This is a genomic window from Streptococcus parapneumoniae (genome assembly GCF_037076355.1).
GTDB classification, from domain to species: domain Bacteria; phylum Bacillota; class Bacilli; order Lactobacillales; family Streptococcaceae; genus Streptococcus; species Streptococcus parapneumoniae.
The window spans coordinates 790,621-805,710 of the sequence record NZ_AP026968.1 but is presented as its reverse complement, the minus strand read 5'-3'; the positions used below and the strand labels follow the sequence as shown (position 1 = coordinate 805,710).

Sequence of the window (15,090 nt, the reverse complement as noted above, 5' to 3'; positions counted from 1 at the left end):
AAAAACTATCTGACCTTAGCTTAAGGCCAGATAGTTCATCAAATATTATTTTTCAGCTGTAAGGGCAGCCATTGTGATGTAGTTGTATGGTTTGTTGAAGTGTGGCAAGAAGAATAGATCTGTCAATGCCAATTTATCAATTGTCACATGCTCTTGGATAGCAAGTGAGAACATGTGGATTCCCATGCTGATTGCAGAATCGTGTGAGACCATTTGGGCACCAAGAATTTCACGGCTATCTTTGTCAAAGACAATCTTAATTGCTACTTCATGGTTGTCATGTTTCATGAATTCTGGTTTTTGTAGATCGTTAAAGCCTGTTTCAGTCGCATTGTAACCTGCAGCTTTCGCTTTTTCAAGAGTCAAACCAGTTGAAACCATGTGAAGACCATAGATTGAGATACCGTTTGATCCTTGAACACCGATTCCTTCCAATTCATGTCCACAAGCGTTGTAGGCACCAACGATACCAGTACGAACAGCATTTGAAGCAAGGGCAATGTAGCTAGTGTCTTTACGAGCGTTGTCATAGACAGTCGCACAATCACCAACAGCGTAAACGCCTGGGATAGATGTTTCTTGTTTCTTGTCTACAAGGAAGGCACCGTTGCGGAAGAGTTCAATCTTACCATCAGCAAGTGCTGTGTTTGGACGGAAACCAACTGCAAGAACAACCATATCCACATCAAATGTTTCTTTGTCTGTTACTAAGCGCTCTACTTTTCCATCACCTTGGATAGCTTTTACTGTTTGACCAAGCGCCAAGCGGATGTTGTGGTCTTCCAAGTTCTTCGCCATCATTTGAGTGAAGTCTTTGTCATAGTAACCGTTCAAAACAGTGTCTACAATATCAACAAGGACAACTTCTTTTCCTAGACGCTCGAAGGCTTCAGCAAGTTCAACACCGATATAACCACCACCAACAACAGCGATGCGATCTAGGTGTTTGCTCTTGTCAGCAAGTTTTTCGATGACTTCTTCTGCGTTTTGGTACAACTTAACAAATTGAACATTTTCAAGAGTCGCTTTAAATTCACGGTTTCCCTTAACAATTTCAGCCCCTTCGATTGGTGGCAAGATTGGTGTAGAACCTGTAGCGAAAATCAATTTCTCGTATGATTCTTTGTGCTCTTTTCCTTCAACTTCTGCAGTCACAACTTTATTGTCGTAGTCAATTGAAAGAACAGGTGAGTTCATGTAAACTTTAGCACCTTTTGCTTCCAATTTTTCTTTATCAGAATAGAACAAGCCTTCAGCACCGTCAATTTGTTCCCCAATCCAAAGGGCCATTCCACATCCTAGGAAAGAGATGTTAGAGTTTTGGTCAAATACAACGATTTCGTTCTCATTTCCAAAATTATCCAACATGGTATTGATACATGCTGTACCAGCGTGGTTAGCACCAACTACAACGATTTTACTCATAAAAAATTTCCTGCCTTCAATTTTAAATTTACTCTACTAGTATACCATTTACTGTTAGCGTTTACAAGTAGTTTCCTATTATTTCAGCATTTTTTATCAAAAATAATTCCCCATTTATCCTGTTTTCAAGCCTCATGAATTTTATGAGCATATTTCTTGACTTTTTCCAAATTTTATTTGTGAAAAGTCTAACTTTATGGTATTCTAATAACATGAAAATAAAATGTAAGGGCTTCAATTTAGATAATTACTTGATATTACAACTTATTTTCTATAAGAGAAAGGAGTTGGTAGCTTGCCTCTAAGTTCACATTCCGAACAGCTAATGGGGACTACTATCACTATTTCATTAGTAGATGAGCGAGCCGATAGCTTGCTCCAAAAATCCTTTGATTTACTCAGAGAGCTAGAATACCGCTTCAATGCCAATAGTCAGGAATCTGAGTTGATGGAAATCAATCATCAAGCTGGAATAGCCCCCGTCACGGTTCATCCAGACCTGTTTGAGCTGATTTCACTTGGGTTAGAGCATAGCCTAGCACCCTCTAGCTATCTCAATATCAGCATTGGTCCCCTAATTCAAACCTGGCGCATCGGTTTTTCAGATGCCAAAGTCGCCCAACCTCAAGAAATTGAATCGGTTCTGCCTCTAATCAATCCTCATTTTATCGAGTTAGATTCTTCTACTTCCACTGTGTTTTTAAAACAGAAAGGAATGAAGATCGATCTTGGTTGTTTAGCCAAGGGTTATAGTGCGGATAAGGTTGCACAATTTCTGAGAAAAGAGGGGGTGACTTCTGCCTTGATCAATCTGGGAGGGAATATCCTGACCATTGGAAAAAATCAGGCAAGAGGAAATCAGCCTTGGCAAATAGGGATTCAAGACCCAGCCAATCCGAGGGGAAATCACTTAATGACCATCCCTGTTGTCAATCAATCTGTCGTGACTTCAGGCATTTATGAACGTCACCTGACCGTCGATGGAAAAGATTACCATCATATTTTTGACAGTCAAACAGGATATCCTGTTGAAACGGAACTAGCGAGTCTGACAATCATCTCTAATAAATCAATCGATGGTGAAATCTGGACAACTCGTCTATTTGGAGAAAGACCTGCTTCTATCCTCTGGCAAGTCGAAAGTTTGGAGGGCATCGAAGCCATCCTCATTGATAAAGAAGGTCACCTAAGTTGTTCTTCAGGAATTCCTACTCTATAGAGACAACTGTTTCAATGGAGTTTTAAAATCGTATTATGTAAAAAGAGAAAGGAAATCTCATGTTAAAACTTATTGCTATTGTTGGAACAAATTCAAAACGTTCTACAAACCGTCAATTGCTTCAATACATGCAAAAACACTTTGCTGAAAAAGCTGAAATTGAACTTGTTGAAATCAAAGACATTCCTGTCTTCAATAAACCAGCTGACAAGCAAGTACCTGCTGAAATTCTGGAAATTGCTGCTAAAATCGAAGAGGCAGATGGCGTTATTATCGGTACTCCTGAGTACGACCACTCTATCCCAGCTGTTTTGATGAGCGCTCTTGCTTGGTTGTCTTATGGTATTTACCCACTCTTGAACAAACCAATCATGATTACAGGTGCTTCTTACGGTACACTCGGTTCATCACGTGCTCAAATGCAACTTCGCCAAATCTTGAATGCTCCAGAAATCAAAGCAAGTGTCCTTCCAGATGAATTCTTGCTTTCACATTCTCTTCAAGCTTTTAACCCAAGTGGAGACCTAGTGGATCTTGATGTTATTAAAAAATTGGATGCCACTTTTGACGACTTCCGTATCTTTGTAAAAATCACAGAAAAATTGCGCAACGCACAAGCCTTACTTCGCAAAGATGCTGAAGACTTTGACTGGGAAAATTTGTAAGATAGGAGACCAAAAAGAATGAAATTTGTTGGACTTGTAGGATCAAACTACGATCAATCATATAACCGTAAACTCTTGGAATTCATCCGTCGTCACTTCAAACTCAAATTTGAATTAGAAGTTCTTGAAATTGACGAAGTTCCAATGTTTAACCAAGACGAAAAATGGGATGAAAGCTTCCAATTGCGTCTCTTGTATAACAGAATTACGCGTGCTGATGGTGTCATTATTGCTACTCCTGAGCACAACCACACAATCTCAGCTTCTCTTAAATCTGTTCTTGAATGGCTTTCATATGAAGTTCATCCATTTGAAAACAAACCAGTCATGATTGTGGGTGCTTCTTACTACGACCAAGGTACTTCTCGTGCCCAAGTTCACCTTCGTAAGATTCTTGACGCTCCAGGTGTCAATGCCTATACGCTTCCAGGTAACGAATTCCTTCTTGGTAAAGCCAAAGAAGCATTTGACGCAGAGGGCAATATCACAAATGAAGGAACTATTAATTTCCTTGAAACATGTTTAGACAACTTTGTAAAATATGTGGGAGTCGTTTCAAAATTGAAAAAACCAAAACCAATCGCACCAGAAGATTTATATTGTACAAATCCAATCGCAACTACCATTCAAGGAGTTGACCCTGATGATCCTGAATGGGTAGAAAAAGCAGCTGAGCTTGTTGGAGCTGTTTCTGGAGATACTTACGTTAAATTAGACCATGGTATCTTGACAGTTAACCAAATTGACATGTTCTTGAAAGCAATGCCATTTGAGTTGACATATGCGGATGATAATAACCAATTCTTGTACTTTAATAACGCCCACCAAGATCCAAATACAATGTTTGGTAAACGTGTACGTGCTCAATCAGGAAACCGTTTAGGAACTGTACACGGTTCATTGCCAGATTCTAGAATGAAGAATGTTGAATGGGTTGTCGGCGTATTGCGTAATGGAGATCAAGAATATGTCCGTACAATTGTGCCAGGAACACCAGAAGGCGTTATTAATACCCATAATTACCAAGCAATGTACTATCCAGATGGTTCATATGCTGGAATCAATGAGATTATCTTTAATTTCCAACCATGGCTTGACTGGTACCTCAATACGACTGGTCAACGTCTAGTTGGTGGAAATGCTGCAGCTCCTGCTGGAGGACATGGCAGTGCAGATGCCACATCTGGAGCTTCTGATGCAGGTGATGCTGGAGGCCACGGTGGTGGCGCAGACGCTACAGCCGGTGCAAGTTACTAATGATAGTTTTTAGGAACCTTTATGGTTCCTTTTTTAGTGACAAAAGACTAGCAGTTTGTGTCTGCTAGTCTTTTGGTTATTATTTCATCTATCCTTGTTAAAAGAAAGAATACTGATTATGAATTTGGGTCATCAAGACTACGGCCATGTAACCCTTTTTCACGTTGGGCTTGGCGTAGTTTTTCTGGTGTAACATCGTTCCCTTCTTCGTCCACAATTTTGATTCCCTCAATGTGGTGACGAACAGTGCGACGGTACCCTTCGATGTACTCCTCACGTAGTTTGGCTTGTTCTACTTTTTCTTCTGGGGTCAAGCCTTCTGTTTTTTTCTTTTTGGCAAGCTCGTTAATACGATCAATTTTTTTAGGATCCATGTTTCTCTCCTTTATGATAAGATTTAATCCGTTTAACAGATTTTATTTGGTATTGATTTGGTTAAAACGTGCAAGTTTAGCTGCTTTTTGAGTTAAATGAGACAAGATAGCCAAACGATTTTGACGGACAGCCTGATCTTCGGCCATAACCATAGTATTTTCAAAGAATGCATCAATGACTGGGCTAAGCGCAAAGAGTTGTTTCAATTGTTGACTTGCAGTCCCTGACAAAACGAGTGATTCTACTGCTTCTGCCAAGGCTTTCTCTTCTTCATTCTCAAAGAGAGCTGAATCAACTGTAGTAACTCCTTCTGCCTTCTCAGCCAAGTTAAAGGCACGAGAAAGCGATTCAACAGATGGTTTGAAGTCTTCTTCCTTGCTTGCTTCTACGAGAGCACTTGCCGCTTCCAACATATCCGCCACAACAAAGTTTGAACCTGCAAGAACGGCTTCCTTGATGTCTTTTGGAGTAGACCCCATCATCTTATCAACACGAGCCTTGATAAAGTCCATCACTTCTGCCTTATTTTCATAAGCCAAGCTGTCGAATTTCAAAGCATAAAGACTATCAATCAGCTCATCCATAGCAATGTGCCAACCAAAGGCGTCTAAGATACGAACCACACCTTGGGTCGCGCGACGAAGGGCATAAGGGTCATTAGAACCTGATGGAATCAAACCTACTGAGAAGAAACTCAAAATCGTATCCAATTTGTCTGCAATTGCTAGAATTGCACCGACCTTGCTCTCCGGAAGTTCTCCTTCGGCTGATGTGGGCATATAGTGTTCACGAATAGCAGCTGCCACCGCTGGAGTTTCCCCAGCAAGAAGGGCATATTTCTCACCCATAATTCCTTGGAGCTCGTCAAATTCGCCAACCATACCTGTCAACAAGTCAAACTTGTAAATGGCTGCTGCACGGACTAGGTCAATCGTTTCATCCGCTGACAAGCCTGCTTTTTCTGCCAAAAGTACAGCGATTTGACCCGTACGAATCATGTGTTCACGAAGGGAACCGATTTTCTCATGGAAGGTCACATTGTTTAATTTTTCAACAAGGTCAGAAATAACCAATTTTTGATCTTCTCGCCAGAAGAATTCTCCGTCTTCCAAGCGGGCTACCAAAACTTTTTCATTTCCTTTGATGACATTTTCCAAATACTCTGCGTTTCCATTACGAACAGAAATGAAGTTTGGCAAGAGCTTGCCATCTTGATCACGGACAACAAAGTACCGTTGGTGTTCTTTCATCGAAGTCACCAAGACTTCTTCCGGAACTTCAAGGTATTTGGCATCAAAACTTCCCATGAAGGCAGTTGGGTATTCAACCAAGTTCAAGACTTCATTCAGCAAGTCAGCATCAATCTCGATACGTACACCATGCTCAGTTTCGATTGCCTTGATTTGGTCAACAATCATTTGCTCACGTTCACGAGGATCCGCGATTACAAACTGCTTACGAAGGTCTTCTTCATAGCTCAATGCTGACTGAATCTTAGTTTCTTGTCCCAAGAAACGATGACCACGACTCACACGACCTCCCTTAATATCAAGGAAATCCAAATCAAACTCTTCTTCATCTAAAAGAACTGTTAAAGTGTGAACAGGACGAATGTATTCAAAGGTGTTGTTAGCCCAGTGCATGCTGACAGGGAATGTCAGTGACTTCAAGACGTCTACTACACCTGGAACAATGTCTTCCACTGCTTGACCAACTTCTTCCTTGGTGACATAGACATATTCTTCACCCTTGATTTCACGGAATTCAATATCTTCAACCGTCAAGCCTTTCCCGCGGACAAATCCTTGAGCTGCTTTTGTGAAGTTTCCATCACTATCCAAGGCAATTTTCTTTGCTGGACCTTTGAAATCTTCTGTCAAATCAGCCTGTTTGTCTGCAAGACCAGTCACACGAACAGCCAAACGACGTGGTGTTGAGAAGGTTTGAATGGCTTCAAAAGACAGACGATTTTCCTTGAGGAAGGCTGCCATTTTTTCGCCTAGTTGTTTTTCACTTGGCGTAACAACATAGGCTGGTAATTCTTCAAGACCGAGTTCTACTAATAAGTTTTTTGTCATATTTTTTCTCCGAAAAGTATCTTTTTATTTTCCAGTTTGCCTTATGTGATTGGCACGCAAGCAACCAACTTCGTTGTTTCATTGCTAAAATTGGAGCCAAAAGTCTCCAATTTTGCCTAGTATCCTTAGTTTCACTAAGGATACCTTCATCACTGCGGCAACTGGCTCAGGGCTCACTCTGTTCGCCCATTTTCGTAATTTGTCACTCTCTTTATTCTGCGTCTTCTGCTAGGAGTTTAGCTCGTGTTGCTTCATCTAAAAGTGGGTAGCCTAGGCGTTTGCGCTCTGCGACAAAGGTTTTGGCTACGACACGGGCCAAGTTACGGATACGAGCGATATAGCCTGCACGCTCGGTTACGGATACGGCACCACGCGCATCAAGCAGGTTAAAGGTGTGTGAACATTTGAGAACATAGTCATAGGCAGGGTGCACCAATCCTTCTTCCAAGGCGCGACCGGCCTCTTTTTCAAACTTATCAAAGTTTTCAAGCAACATTTCTTGATCTGAAATTTCAAATGAATATTTTGAATGCTCGTACTCAGGCTGGATGAAGATCTCTCCGTATTTTACACCATCCGCCCACTCGATATCATAGACAGAGTCTACTTCTTGAATGTAAGAAGCCAAACGCTCCAAACCATAGGTAACTTCCGCAGTCACAGGGCCAGTTGCCAATCCACCGACTTGTTGGAAATAAGTGAACTGAGTAATTTCCATCCCATCAAGCCAAACTTCCCAACCAAGACCAGCTGAACCAGTAGATGGATTTTCCCAGTTATCCTCAACGAAACGAATATCGTGTTCCAAAGGATTGATTCCCAATTTTTCCAAAGACTCAAGGTAAAGCTCTTGGATATTTGATGGAGAAGGCTTCATGACCACTTGGAATTGGTGGTGTTGGTAAAGACGGTTAGGGTTTTCCCCATAACGACCGTCAGCAGGACGACGTGATGGTTCTACATAAGCTGCATTCCATGGCTCAGGTCCGATAGCACGAAGGAAAGTGTAAGGACTCATTGTTCCCGCACCTTTTTCATTATCATAAGCCTGCATAAGCATACAACCTTGGTCATTCCAAAATTGTTGCAAAGTAAGGATGATTTCCTGGAAAGTCAATTTTTTAGACATTATTTACTCCTTTTTATATAAATTACTTGCGACACGAGTCTGCCTCGTCGATCATACGAGGCAAGACGAGTTAGTACTGCGTCTAGCTCAGACACTCTAGTGCTGAGCGTGGGGCAGTCCGACTGTAAGGAGGTTTCTGCCACTGACGCAGTGGAAAGTCAATTTTTTAGACATTGTTTTCTCCTTTAGTTTTTATATTTCTTTTTCAATTAATTTCTGCTGAACAAACCAATTTAACAAGGGAAGAGTTTTATCTGTATTTGCCCATAAATGATAAGAATCGAAGACCGCTTGTACACTACCTAGATTTTCTACCAACTGATCTATTGTCAGAAAACTACGCCAGTATTCGTAAAAAATACTTGCATAGTTCTTATCATAAGTCGAAGAACCAAAATCATTCAATGAATGCCAACCATACTTCTTCTGAAAAAGTTCTACGAGAGATTGATTACAAATTTTTTCCGCTTGAAATTCCTCTTCTGTCAAGAAATACTTGCGACTTATATATTCAACCATCCCCTCTTCGAACCAGATATAAGAGTCATAACCATCAAAATCATCTAAAAAATGCTCCGACCAATGAGCTAACTCATGTCCTACAATCTGTAAGAGGAAATTTTCAGATAAAGAATGATAGTGACTTTCTATTGCTTGAGTTTGCTGAGAACACTCGTAGTTCAGCAACTGATACAAATACAACTCTTTCCAAACAGCTAAATCAGGCGTCATAACCATTCGTCTATTATTTGTATAGGCTGGAACAGCGCTTTCCCTAATAATCTGTGTAGCAGCATTAAAACTTGACCAAATAACAGCTTGCGGTAAATCACAGACTGCAAGTTCATTCTTTAAAAAAGATTGATAATCTTTCAACTTTTCAGTATTTCTTACTACAAAATCACGAAATGCAGCTAGTTGACTATCGTCCTTTACAAGATAAAGGTTTTCCACGTCTCTCCTTTCTTTCACACAATAGACTGAATAAGCAAAAGAACCGCGTCCGACAATCCTAGGTTGACTTAACCTAGGGGCGTCAGAAACGCGGTTCCACCCTAATTTATTACTTCATTGTTTTTGAAAATACTACAGAAAGCGCCAGTTCTTTATTTTGCCCTACTTGGCTCCCACTATCCCAAGCTCGCTTGAAGAACGCCATAAGACTTTCTTTCCTGCTGACTATTATATCAAAAATTAGAATAATGTACAATTCTTTTTATGATTTTCTAGAAATCCATATCATCAACTCGTGGAGCACCCGACTGAACCGCTATCGTTTTTAAAGTTTCTCGTTCCTCTTGACTCAATTCAATTCCGAAATAATCAAGATTAGCCTGAATACGAGATGCTGTAACAGATTTCGGAAGTGGTAAAAATCCTTCTGCCAAGCTCCAGGCCAAGGCTATCTGAGCAACAGACTTTCCATGATTTGCTGCGATTTCTTGGACTTGCTTGCTATCAAACAGTTCTCCCTGACCAAAAGGTCCCCAAGCTTCCAACAAAATTCCTTTTTCTCGACAGTAAGCTACGACTTCCTCTTGATACACACCTGGTGCCAAGCGAACCTGATTGACCGCCGGAAGAATTTTTGCTGTTTCAAGCAAGGCATCCAAATGATGGGGAAGAAAATTGCTAACGCCGATAGCACGGATTTTCCCTTCTTGATGGAGGTCTTCCATCGCTCTCCAGACCTCAGCATTTCGGATTTTCCATTGGTCATTTTCTCTAAGCGGTTTTGGGTTCGGCCAATGAATCAAATACAAATCTAAATAGTCCAGTCCTAGCTTCTCTAAAGACTCTTCAAAAGCCTGACAAGCTTGCTCATAGGTTTGTTGGCTATTCCACAGCTTGGTAGTTACGAACAATTCCTCTCGTGGAACTCCGCTATCTTTGATTGCTTGACCAACACTTTCTTCATTCTGATAAATCGCCGCCGTATCAATATGACGATAACCAGCCTTCAAGGCTTCTAACACTGCACGATAGGCTTCTTCTCCATCCTTAGCCTTAAAAGTTCCAAATCCCAGAACTGGAATTTCTACTCCATTATTTAATTGATAGGTATTCATATGCTTCTCCTTCTATTTTCTTTATCATTTATAGCATAATTTTTTTGCTAATTAGTACTATCTTTTGTAAAAAATAAGTCTATCACATATCTGACAGACCTATTTTTTCTTGCTTATTCATCACGACTATAATACAGTTCATGAGGTTTTAGGCGAGTATTGAGCATCTCTGGTATGGTCACAAAGGTATAACCTTGATTTTTCAAATACTCAATGACCCTTGGCAAGGCATTGACTGTCGGACTGTGAATATCATGCATCAAAACGATAGAGCCGTTAGCTACTTGATGCTGAATTTCTGTCAAAATAGCTGCTTCATTTTTACTCTTCCAGTCCAGACTATCCACATCCCACATGATAAAGCTCAAATCGAGGCTATTGCGAATGTCGTCTGTAATGGCTCCATAAGGCGGGCGCATGAGTTTTGAACTAGAACCCAGCACTTTAGTTAGCACATCCTCAGTATCAGTAATCTGTTTTTTAGCTTCATCAAGAGAGAGTTGCGAGAGAATCGGATGGCTCCAACTATGGTTTCCAACAACATGACCTTCAGATTTTATCCTCTTCACCAAGTCCTCATTCCCAGAAACATTTTTCCCAAGCACAAAGAAAGTGGCTTTAACACCATATTTAGCTAGAGTCTCTAATGCCTGCGGAGTCGTTGCTGGATTTGGACCATCATCAAAGGTTAGAGCGACAACTTTTTGATGTTTCTTATCAAAGTAAGACTGGTACAAGGCTGCGTCTTTTTCGAGTAAGTACGAAGATTGGATAACATCAAAGAAAGCAGATACTGGCAAGGCTATCTCTTCTAAATTTTCAACCGCAGGACTTGGATAAAGGATAATCTGACTATCCTTGTAATCAAAATTCCATGCAGATAAGTCTTGGTCAGAGAAGCTTTTTACAATCTGGTCACTCTGGTTTTGCTCTATTTTTTTATCCTCTATAAAGGAGGTGATTTCTTTTATCAGCTGTTCCTTAGCTTTACTAGCATCTGAAAACAGTTGGTCAAGTGTAAAAGGTTGCCCATCTTCTGTTAAGTGAACCTTTCCTAGACTGGTCTTTTCAGTCTCTTCAACCTTAAAATCAACTAAATCATAGATTTGTTTGGTTACATTACGATTGACGACTCCCTTTAAACCTGACTCTTCTTGCTCTGTATAGTAGAAAACAAGAGTGTCCTTACTTTCTAGCTTGTCCTTAATGTCTTTATTTATCAGCTCCTTAGCAGACGAAATCACTTGTTCCCCTTGGAGAGGATAATAGGCAATCACTTCGGCTTGACCCTTACGAAAATGCTCCTTCTGATTTCCCTCACTCAATTGATCGTCTTTCTCTTTTTTGAGCGATTCAATTTTTTGCTCAAAACTTTTTTGCTGGTACATTTTAAAAGCAATAAATCCGCCTAATAAGCAAATAGAAATTGCTAAAATACCAATCAAAGCCAATAATACATGTCTCTTTTTCCCGTGTCTGCCACGTCCCAGTCTACTTTTATTCATATTTATATCATAACAAATTTGAGCAATAATTTCAATGATACAGTTTGGCAATCCACAATTCCCCTAGAAAGCCAAATCATCTCACATCAACTCGATCAGCCCTATCTGTAGAGATTATGTAGTTTTCTATCTATGGAATTTCTAGTGGATTGAAGCTAGAATAGACACCGTGACTTCTAAAAACATTCTGAGAAATTGATTTATTTTTCTCAATCTATTTATCCTCAAACATCCCTACACCTCTGATATTTTCTTGATAATACTATATACCCAGACACTTGTAGTTTTACCTTCAGCTAGTAATGTTGACTTTTCTTCTTCAGATAATTTTTTCCGTAAGTAGTCAATCTGCTGAGAAGTAATGTTCTCTTTCCCCATTGCCTTGACAGATTGTATCACCATTGCAGTTAAGGTTGACATATTTGAAATATCTCCATTATTTCTATGCTTAAATTCTATCCTTGCCTTACCAACATTAAAACTGGCATACCTTCCATCTGATATATAGGTCCATTTTGCTGGTACCTGCGTAGATAAACCAAGTAAATTAAGGGCTGTGTTTCCCGATGGAGCAATGGTCCAATTATATTTTCTAGCAATAGCATCAGCAACTTCATCCACAGACGCCATTGCATACTCTCCAATCAGTTCTATATATTTTGGTTTATAATAAATACCTTTCAAAATGCGAGTAACCTTTTTGTCTTTTACAAGACGATTTAATGTACTACGAACAGTTTCATATCCTGCAATATCAAAGAAATCATTTGCTATAAAAACTTGATTCGATTCAAAATTTTCTATCCTGTTTACTATTTCCTGCTTATAGTTCATCTATCACGCCTCCTTTGCACCGAATATGATGCTATTTTTGGTGCAAAAAGTCAAATGAGAGTCATTTTATCAAGAGGGAACAGACCTCTTACAATTTCTTATGTAACATCTCTATCCATTTTTATCCTATTTCTTATTTCAGTAATAGCTTGATTATAAAAATCATGATAGTCAGCCGTATTTATTTCTTTTATAATACCGCCATATGTACACAAGAGTATTCTCACAGTAACATCTAAGTCTCCAACTTTAGAGTAAAAATATACCTTTGTAAATTCAAAATGTTTCTTCTTGTATGCGAGTAGCCACCACAAATCGATTTCAGCTAAATCTAAAGCAAAACCAAGGATATGAACATCATTGCTTACAAAACAATCAATCCATGAATGATGATAAAAATCATTTTTAGAATTCCATCTCCTTAATAATTCAGACGTATATCCTATCACCTGCGAAAGCAAATAGCCATAATAGTATTGTCCTAGTATAATAGACTTTTTTCTGGTTGCTATTCCATGTATATGCCATAGTTTTTTTCGATCACCTAATTTTATATACTGGTAAATTCCTAGCTCCTTTTCCTTTTTACTGATTTCACCCTCCTTCCCATATCCATATAGATTTAAGATTTTTCCAATAGATGGATTAGTACAAATTGTTTTTTCAAACTCAAAGCTGTAATTCGTCGTCAAAATATTCTCTACTTCTAAGTTTAATAAATCCTCAAGAAACTCTTTCTTCCTTTTTGAAATCGTCATCTTATCCTTCAAAAAATCAGTTAGTTCCTGTGCGACAGTTTCTTCTTTCCCCTTATAGAATACTGAAATCCTCATTGGAAAACGCAAAGACTCGCTTATCTCCGCTTCTTTTTCGCCTCTAAACTTTTCTACATTAAAGGAATCATCATCTTCTGACTCGTTTGCAAATAATCTATTGATTCCATTCCCTACTAATAAAATAGGTTTGTTTTTTCTAGTTTCATGTTTCCCCATTCCATTACCCTTTCTATTTTTAAAGCGCTTACATACACTCCTAAAGAAAGATGGATAGAAAGACGCTTCTCAACTTCTTTCTATCCATTACTTCCTTCAAGAGTCCACACCAGCAATTTTCAGTTCCATTTCATGAACTATCTTACTTGTCTCGTGTTTCTTCTTTATCTTACTCTGCCATCGAAGACTTCTACTTGTACTAAAGGAGGAAGCATTCCCATCCAAAAGATGGTGTCCTGTTCCCAGAACCACTTCCCCGCTAGAAGCTGGCAACTTCCCACTACAGGTTTGCGACTAACTTTTCCTATAGTTATTATCCAGCAATATAGTAACTTCTATGGTCGCCTGCGATATTTCACATGTCGCTTATCTTAACTGAGCAAGAATAGATTTGAGTTTCTCAATCAACTCATCTTCTGTGTGGTCAGACTCTTTCTCATTGGCTAGGAAGGCAACCGCTTGAGCGAGAGCTTCTCGTGCTTGGTCGAGAACTTTCGCATCTACACTTGTAAGGTCGCTTTCTTGCAGAACCTTAGTCAATTCCTTGGTCAACTTCTTGAGTTCTGACTCTTTCTTACGACGCGCGATGAGGAATAGAAGGAGACCAAGAAGGGCGAGCAGGCTACCAATCATCGTACCATATGGAAGATGATCTTGCTCTTTGCTTGTTTCTTGCATTTCCTCTTCATCCTTAGTCGCTTGCTTGCCTCTCAAGGATTCGAGTGCTTCTTTGACCTTAGCAGTCATCTCTCTCAATCCTGCTTCTGTCAAGTCAGTATTTCTAAGGGCTGCTTGACCCTCTCCGAGAATGATCTTAGCAGCGTCGATGACAGATTGATCAATACCATCCAAGTCTTTCAAACGAGTTTCTAGTTCTTCAACCAATCGCGCAAGTTCAGACTTGTCAACAGGACGAGTCTCGCTAGGAGTTGCTGTATCGCCTGAATTGTTTGGAGTGTTTGTAAAAACTGGTGTTTCTTGAGCTGGAGTACTTGCTTGAGCCTGCCCAACAGTAGATGATGGAGTAGCAGGGGTGGTGTTGCTACTATCGTCGGTCGTCACACCAGGAGCTGGAGTATTGGCACTGTTATCTGGTGTCACACTATCGCTATTGCTGTCAGCAGGGGTGGTAGTACCGCCGTTGTTGGTGTTAGCACTGTCGTCAGGACGTGGAGTTGGTGTTGAGTTTGTTTTTGAATGCGGCGTTGTGTCTACATCGTTGATGGCACGGATTCCATCCGTTTTCGCTGTAGATACTGTATCATTCGTTGTCTCATCCGTTACAGCTTTCTTCGCTTTTGTAACTTCTGTATCAACTGCTGCTTTCGCCGCTTTCTTCTCTTCATCCGTTAACTGGTTGTTGCCGTCGATAGCGTTTTTCTTCTCTGTGCTGCTTGATCAGCTAAAATTCTTCTTAGCAACCAAGTCATTAGTTGGGCTGATGCCCGGATGTCTTAGAATCATCCTTTTCCTCTTTCTATTATAGCACATTTTTTAATCTAATTTACTAGATTTGATGCTTCTATCTATTTATTCGTAAAA

The 15,090-nt window shown here is 39.9% G+C and carries 13 protein-coding genes and 1 pseudogene; 3 read left to right on the top strand and 11 right to left on the bottom strand.

What is annotated here, in order from left to right:
- Positions 1-45: 45 nt before the first annotated feature.
- Positions 46-1,425 (bottom strand): H2O-forming NADH oxidase, encoded by a 1,380-nt coding sequence (nox, locus tag SP4011_RS04170; RefSeq protein ID WP_173253490.1) that lies wholly within the window; start codon positions 1,423-1,425, stop codon positions 46-48.
- 295 nt (positions 1,426-1,720) lie between these two features.
- On the opposite strand from nox, the gene SP4011_RS04165 reads away from it, so the two are divergent.
- The 3 genes from SP4011_RS04165 to SP4011_RS04155 are packed head-to-tail and all read left to right on the top strand — an operon-like array spanning position 1,721 to position 4,566.
- Positions 1,721-2,644 carry an FAD:protein FMN transferase gene (locus SP4011_RS04165; protein ID WP_338620029.1) on the top strand — a complete coding sequence of 308 codons (924 nt, stop codon included), beginning with the start codon at positions 1,721-1,723 and terminating at the stop codon, positions 2,642-2,644.
- 59 nt (positions 2,645-2,703) lie between these two features.
- On the top strand, positions 2,704-3,309 hold the full coding sequence (locus tag SP4011_RS04160; RefSeq protein WP_049511449.1) for an NADPH-dependent FMN reductase: 606 nt from the start codon (positions 2,704-2,706) through the stop codon (positions 3,307-3,309).
- Between the two features lie 18 nt (positions 3,310-3,327).
- Entirely contained in the window at positions 3,328-4,566 is a 1,239-nt protein-coding gene (locus SP4011_RS04155; RefSeq protein ID WP_338620028.1) for an NAD(P)H-dependent oxidoreductase, read from the top strand.
- Between the two features lie 116 nt (positions 4,567-4,682).
- Here the strand turns inward: SP4011_RS04155 and SP4011_RS04150 are convergent, their stop codons facing one another.
- The 10 genes and pseudogenes from SP4011_RS04150 to SP4011_RS11440 form a co-directional block, all read right to left on the bottom strand.
- Positions 4,683-4,940 carry a DUF896 family protein gene (locus tag SP4011_RS04150; RefSeq protein ID WP_050261374.1) on the bottom strand — a complete coding sequence of 86 codons (258 nt, stop codon included), beginning with the start codon at positions 4,938-4,940 and terminating at the stop codon, positions 4,683-4,685.
- A 42-nt stretch (positions 4,941-4,982) separates the two neighbouring features.
- Positions 4,983-7,019 carry a glycine--tRNA ligase subunit beta gene (gene glyS, locus SP4011_RS04145; protein WP_338620025.1) on the bottom strand — a complete coding sequence of 679 codons (2,037 nt, stop codon included), beginning with the start codon at positions 7,017-7,019 and terminating at the stop codon, positions 4,983-4,985.
- A 211-nt stretch (positions 7,020-7,230) separates the two neighbouring features.
- Positions 7,231-8,148, bottom strand: coding sequence for a glycine--tRNA ligase subunit alpha (gene glyQ / locus SP4011_RS04140; protein ID WP_000038733.1), 918 nt, complete (start codon positions 8,146-8,148; stop codon positions 7,231-7,233).
- Positions 8,149-8,340: 192 nt separating this feature from the next.
- On the bottom strand, positions 8,341-9,102 hold the full coding sequence (locus tag SP4011_RS04135; protein ID WP_338620023.1) for an elongation factor Tu: 762 nt from the start codon (positions 9,100-9,102) through the stop codon (positions 8,341-8,343).
- Between the two features lie 272 nt (positions 9,103-9,374).
- Positions 9,375-10,217: an aldo/keto reductase gene (locus tag SP4011_RS04130; protein WP_173269613.1), complete on the bottom strand. Its 843-nt coding sequence runs from the start codon at positions 10,215-10,217 to the stop codon at positions 9,375-9,377.
- 113 nt (positions 10,218-10,330) lie between these two features.
- Entirely contained in the window at positions 10,331-11,722 is a 1,392-nt protein-coding gene (gene pgdA / locus SP4011_RS04125; protein WP_173235052.1) for a peptidoglycan-N-acetylglucosamine deacetylase PgdA, read from the bottom strand.
- 234 nt (positions 11,723-11,956) lie between these two features.
- The gene (locus SP4011_RS04120; protein WP_173235054.1) at positions 11,957-12,556 is read right to left on the bottom strand and encodes a DUF6088 family protein; all 600 of its coding nucleotides are present in this window, start codon (positions 12,554-12,556) and stop codon (positions 11,957-11,959) included.
- Between the two features lie 98 nt (positions 12,557-12,654).
- A complete protein-coding gene (locus SP4011_RS04115) occupies positions 12,655-13,548 on the bottom strand; it encodes a hypothetical protein (RefSeq protein WP_338620020.1) in 894 nt (297 codons plus the stop codon).
- A 366-nt stretch (positions 13,549-13,914) separates the two neighbouring features.
- On the bottom strand, positions 13,915-14,649 hold the full coding sequence (locus SP4011_RS04110) for a hypothetical protein (RefSeq protein WP_338620018.1): 735 nt from the start codon (positions 14,647-14,649) through the stop codon (positions 13,915-13,917).
- Between the two features lie 162 nt (positions 14,650-14,811).
- Positions 14,812-14,919, bottom strand: a pseudogene (locus SP4011_RS11440) (DUF1542 domain-containing protein); the annotation flags it as partial.
- Positions 14,920-15,090: the final 171 nt, after the last annotated feature.

Coding starts and splice junctions, on each gene's coding strand:
- nox (WP_173253490.1), bottom strand. CDS start 1,425: ATGAGTAAAATCGTTGTAGTTGGTGCTAACCACGCTGGTACAGCATGT.
- SP4011_RS04160 (WP_049511449.1), top strand. CDS start 2,704: ATGTTAAAACTTATTGCTATTGTTGGAACAAATTCAAAACGTTCTACA.
- SP4011_RS04155 (WP_338620028.1), top strand. CDS start 3,328: ATGAAATTTGTTGGACTTGTAGGATCAAACTACGATCAATCATATAAC.
- SP4011_RS04150 (WP_050261374.1), bottom strand. CDS start 4,940: ATGGATCCTAAAAAAATTGATCGTATTAACGAGCTTGCCAAAAAGAAA.
- glyS (WP_338620025.1), bottom strand. CDS start 7,019: ATGACAAAAAACTTATTAGTAGAACTCGGTCTTGAAGAATTACCAGCC.
- glyQ (WP_000038733.1), bottom strand. CDS start 8,148: ATGTCTAAAAAATTGACTTTCCAGGAAATCATCCTTACTTTGCAACAA.
- SP4011_RS04130 (WP_173269613.1), bottom strand. CDS start 10,217: ATGAATACCTATCAATTAAATAATGGAGTAGAAATTCCAGTTCTGGGA.
- pgdA (WP_173235052.1), bottom strand. CDS start 11,722: ATGAATAAAAGTAGACTGGGACGTGGCAGACACGGGAAAAAGAGACAT.
- SP4011_RS04120 (WP_173235054.1), bottom strand. CDS start 12,556: ATGAACTATAAGCAGGAAATAGTAAACAGGATAGAAAATTTTGAATCG.
- SP4011_RS04115 (WP_338620020.1), bottom strand. CDS start 13,548: ATGGGGAAACATGAAACTAGAAAAAACAAACCTATTTTATTAGTAGGG.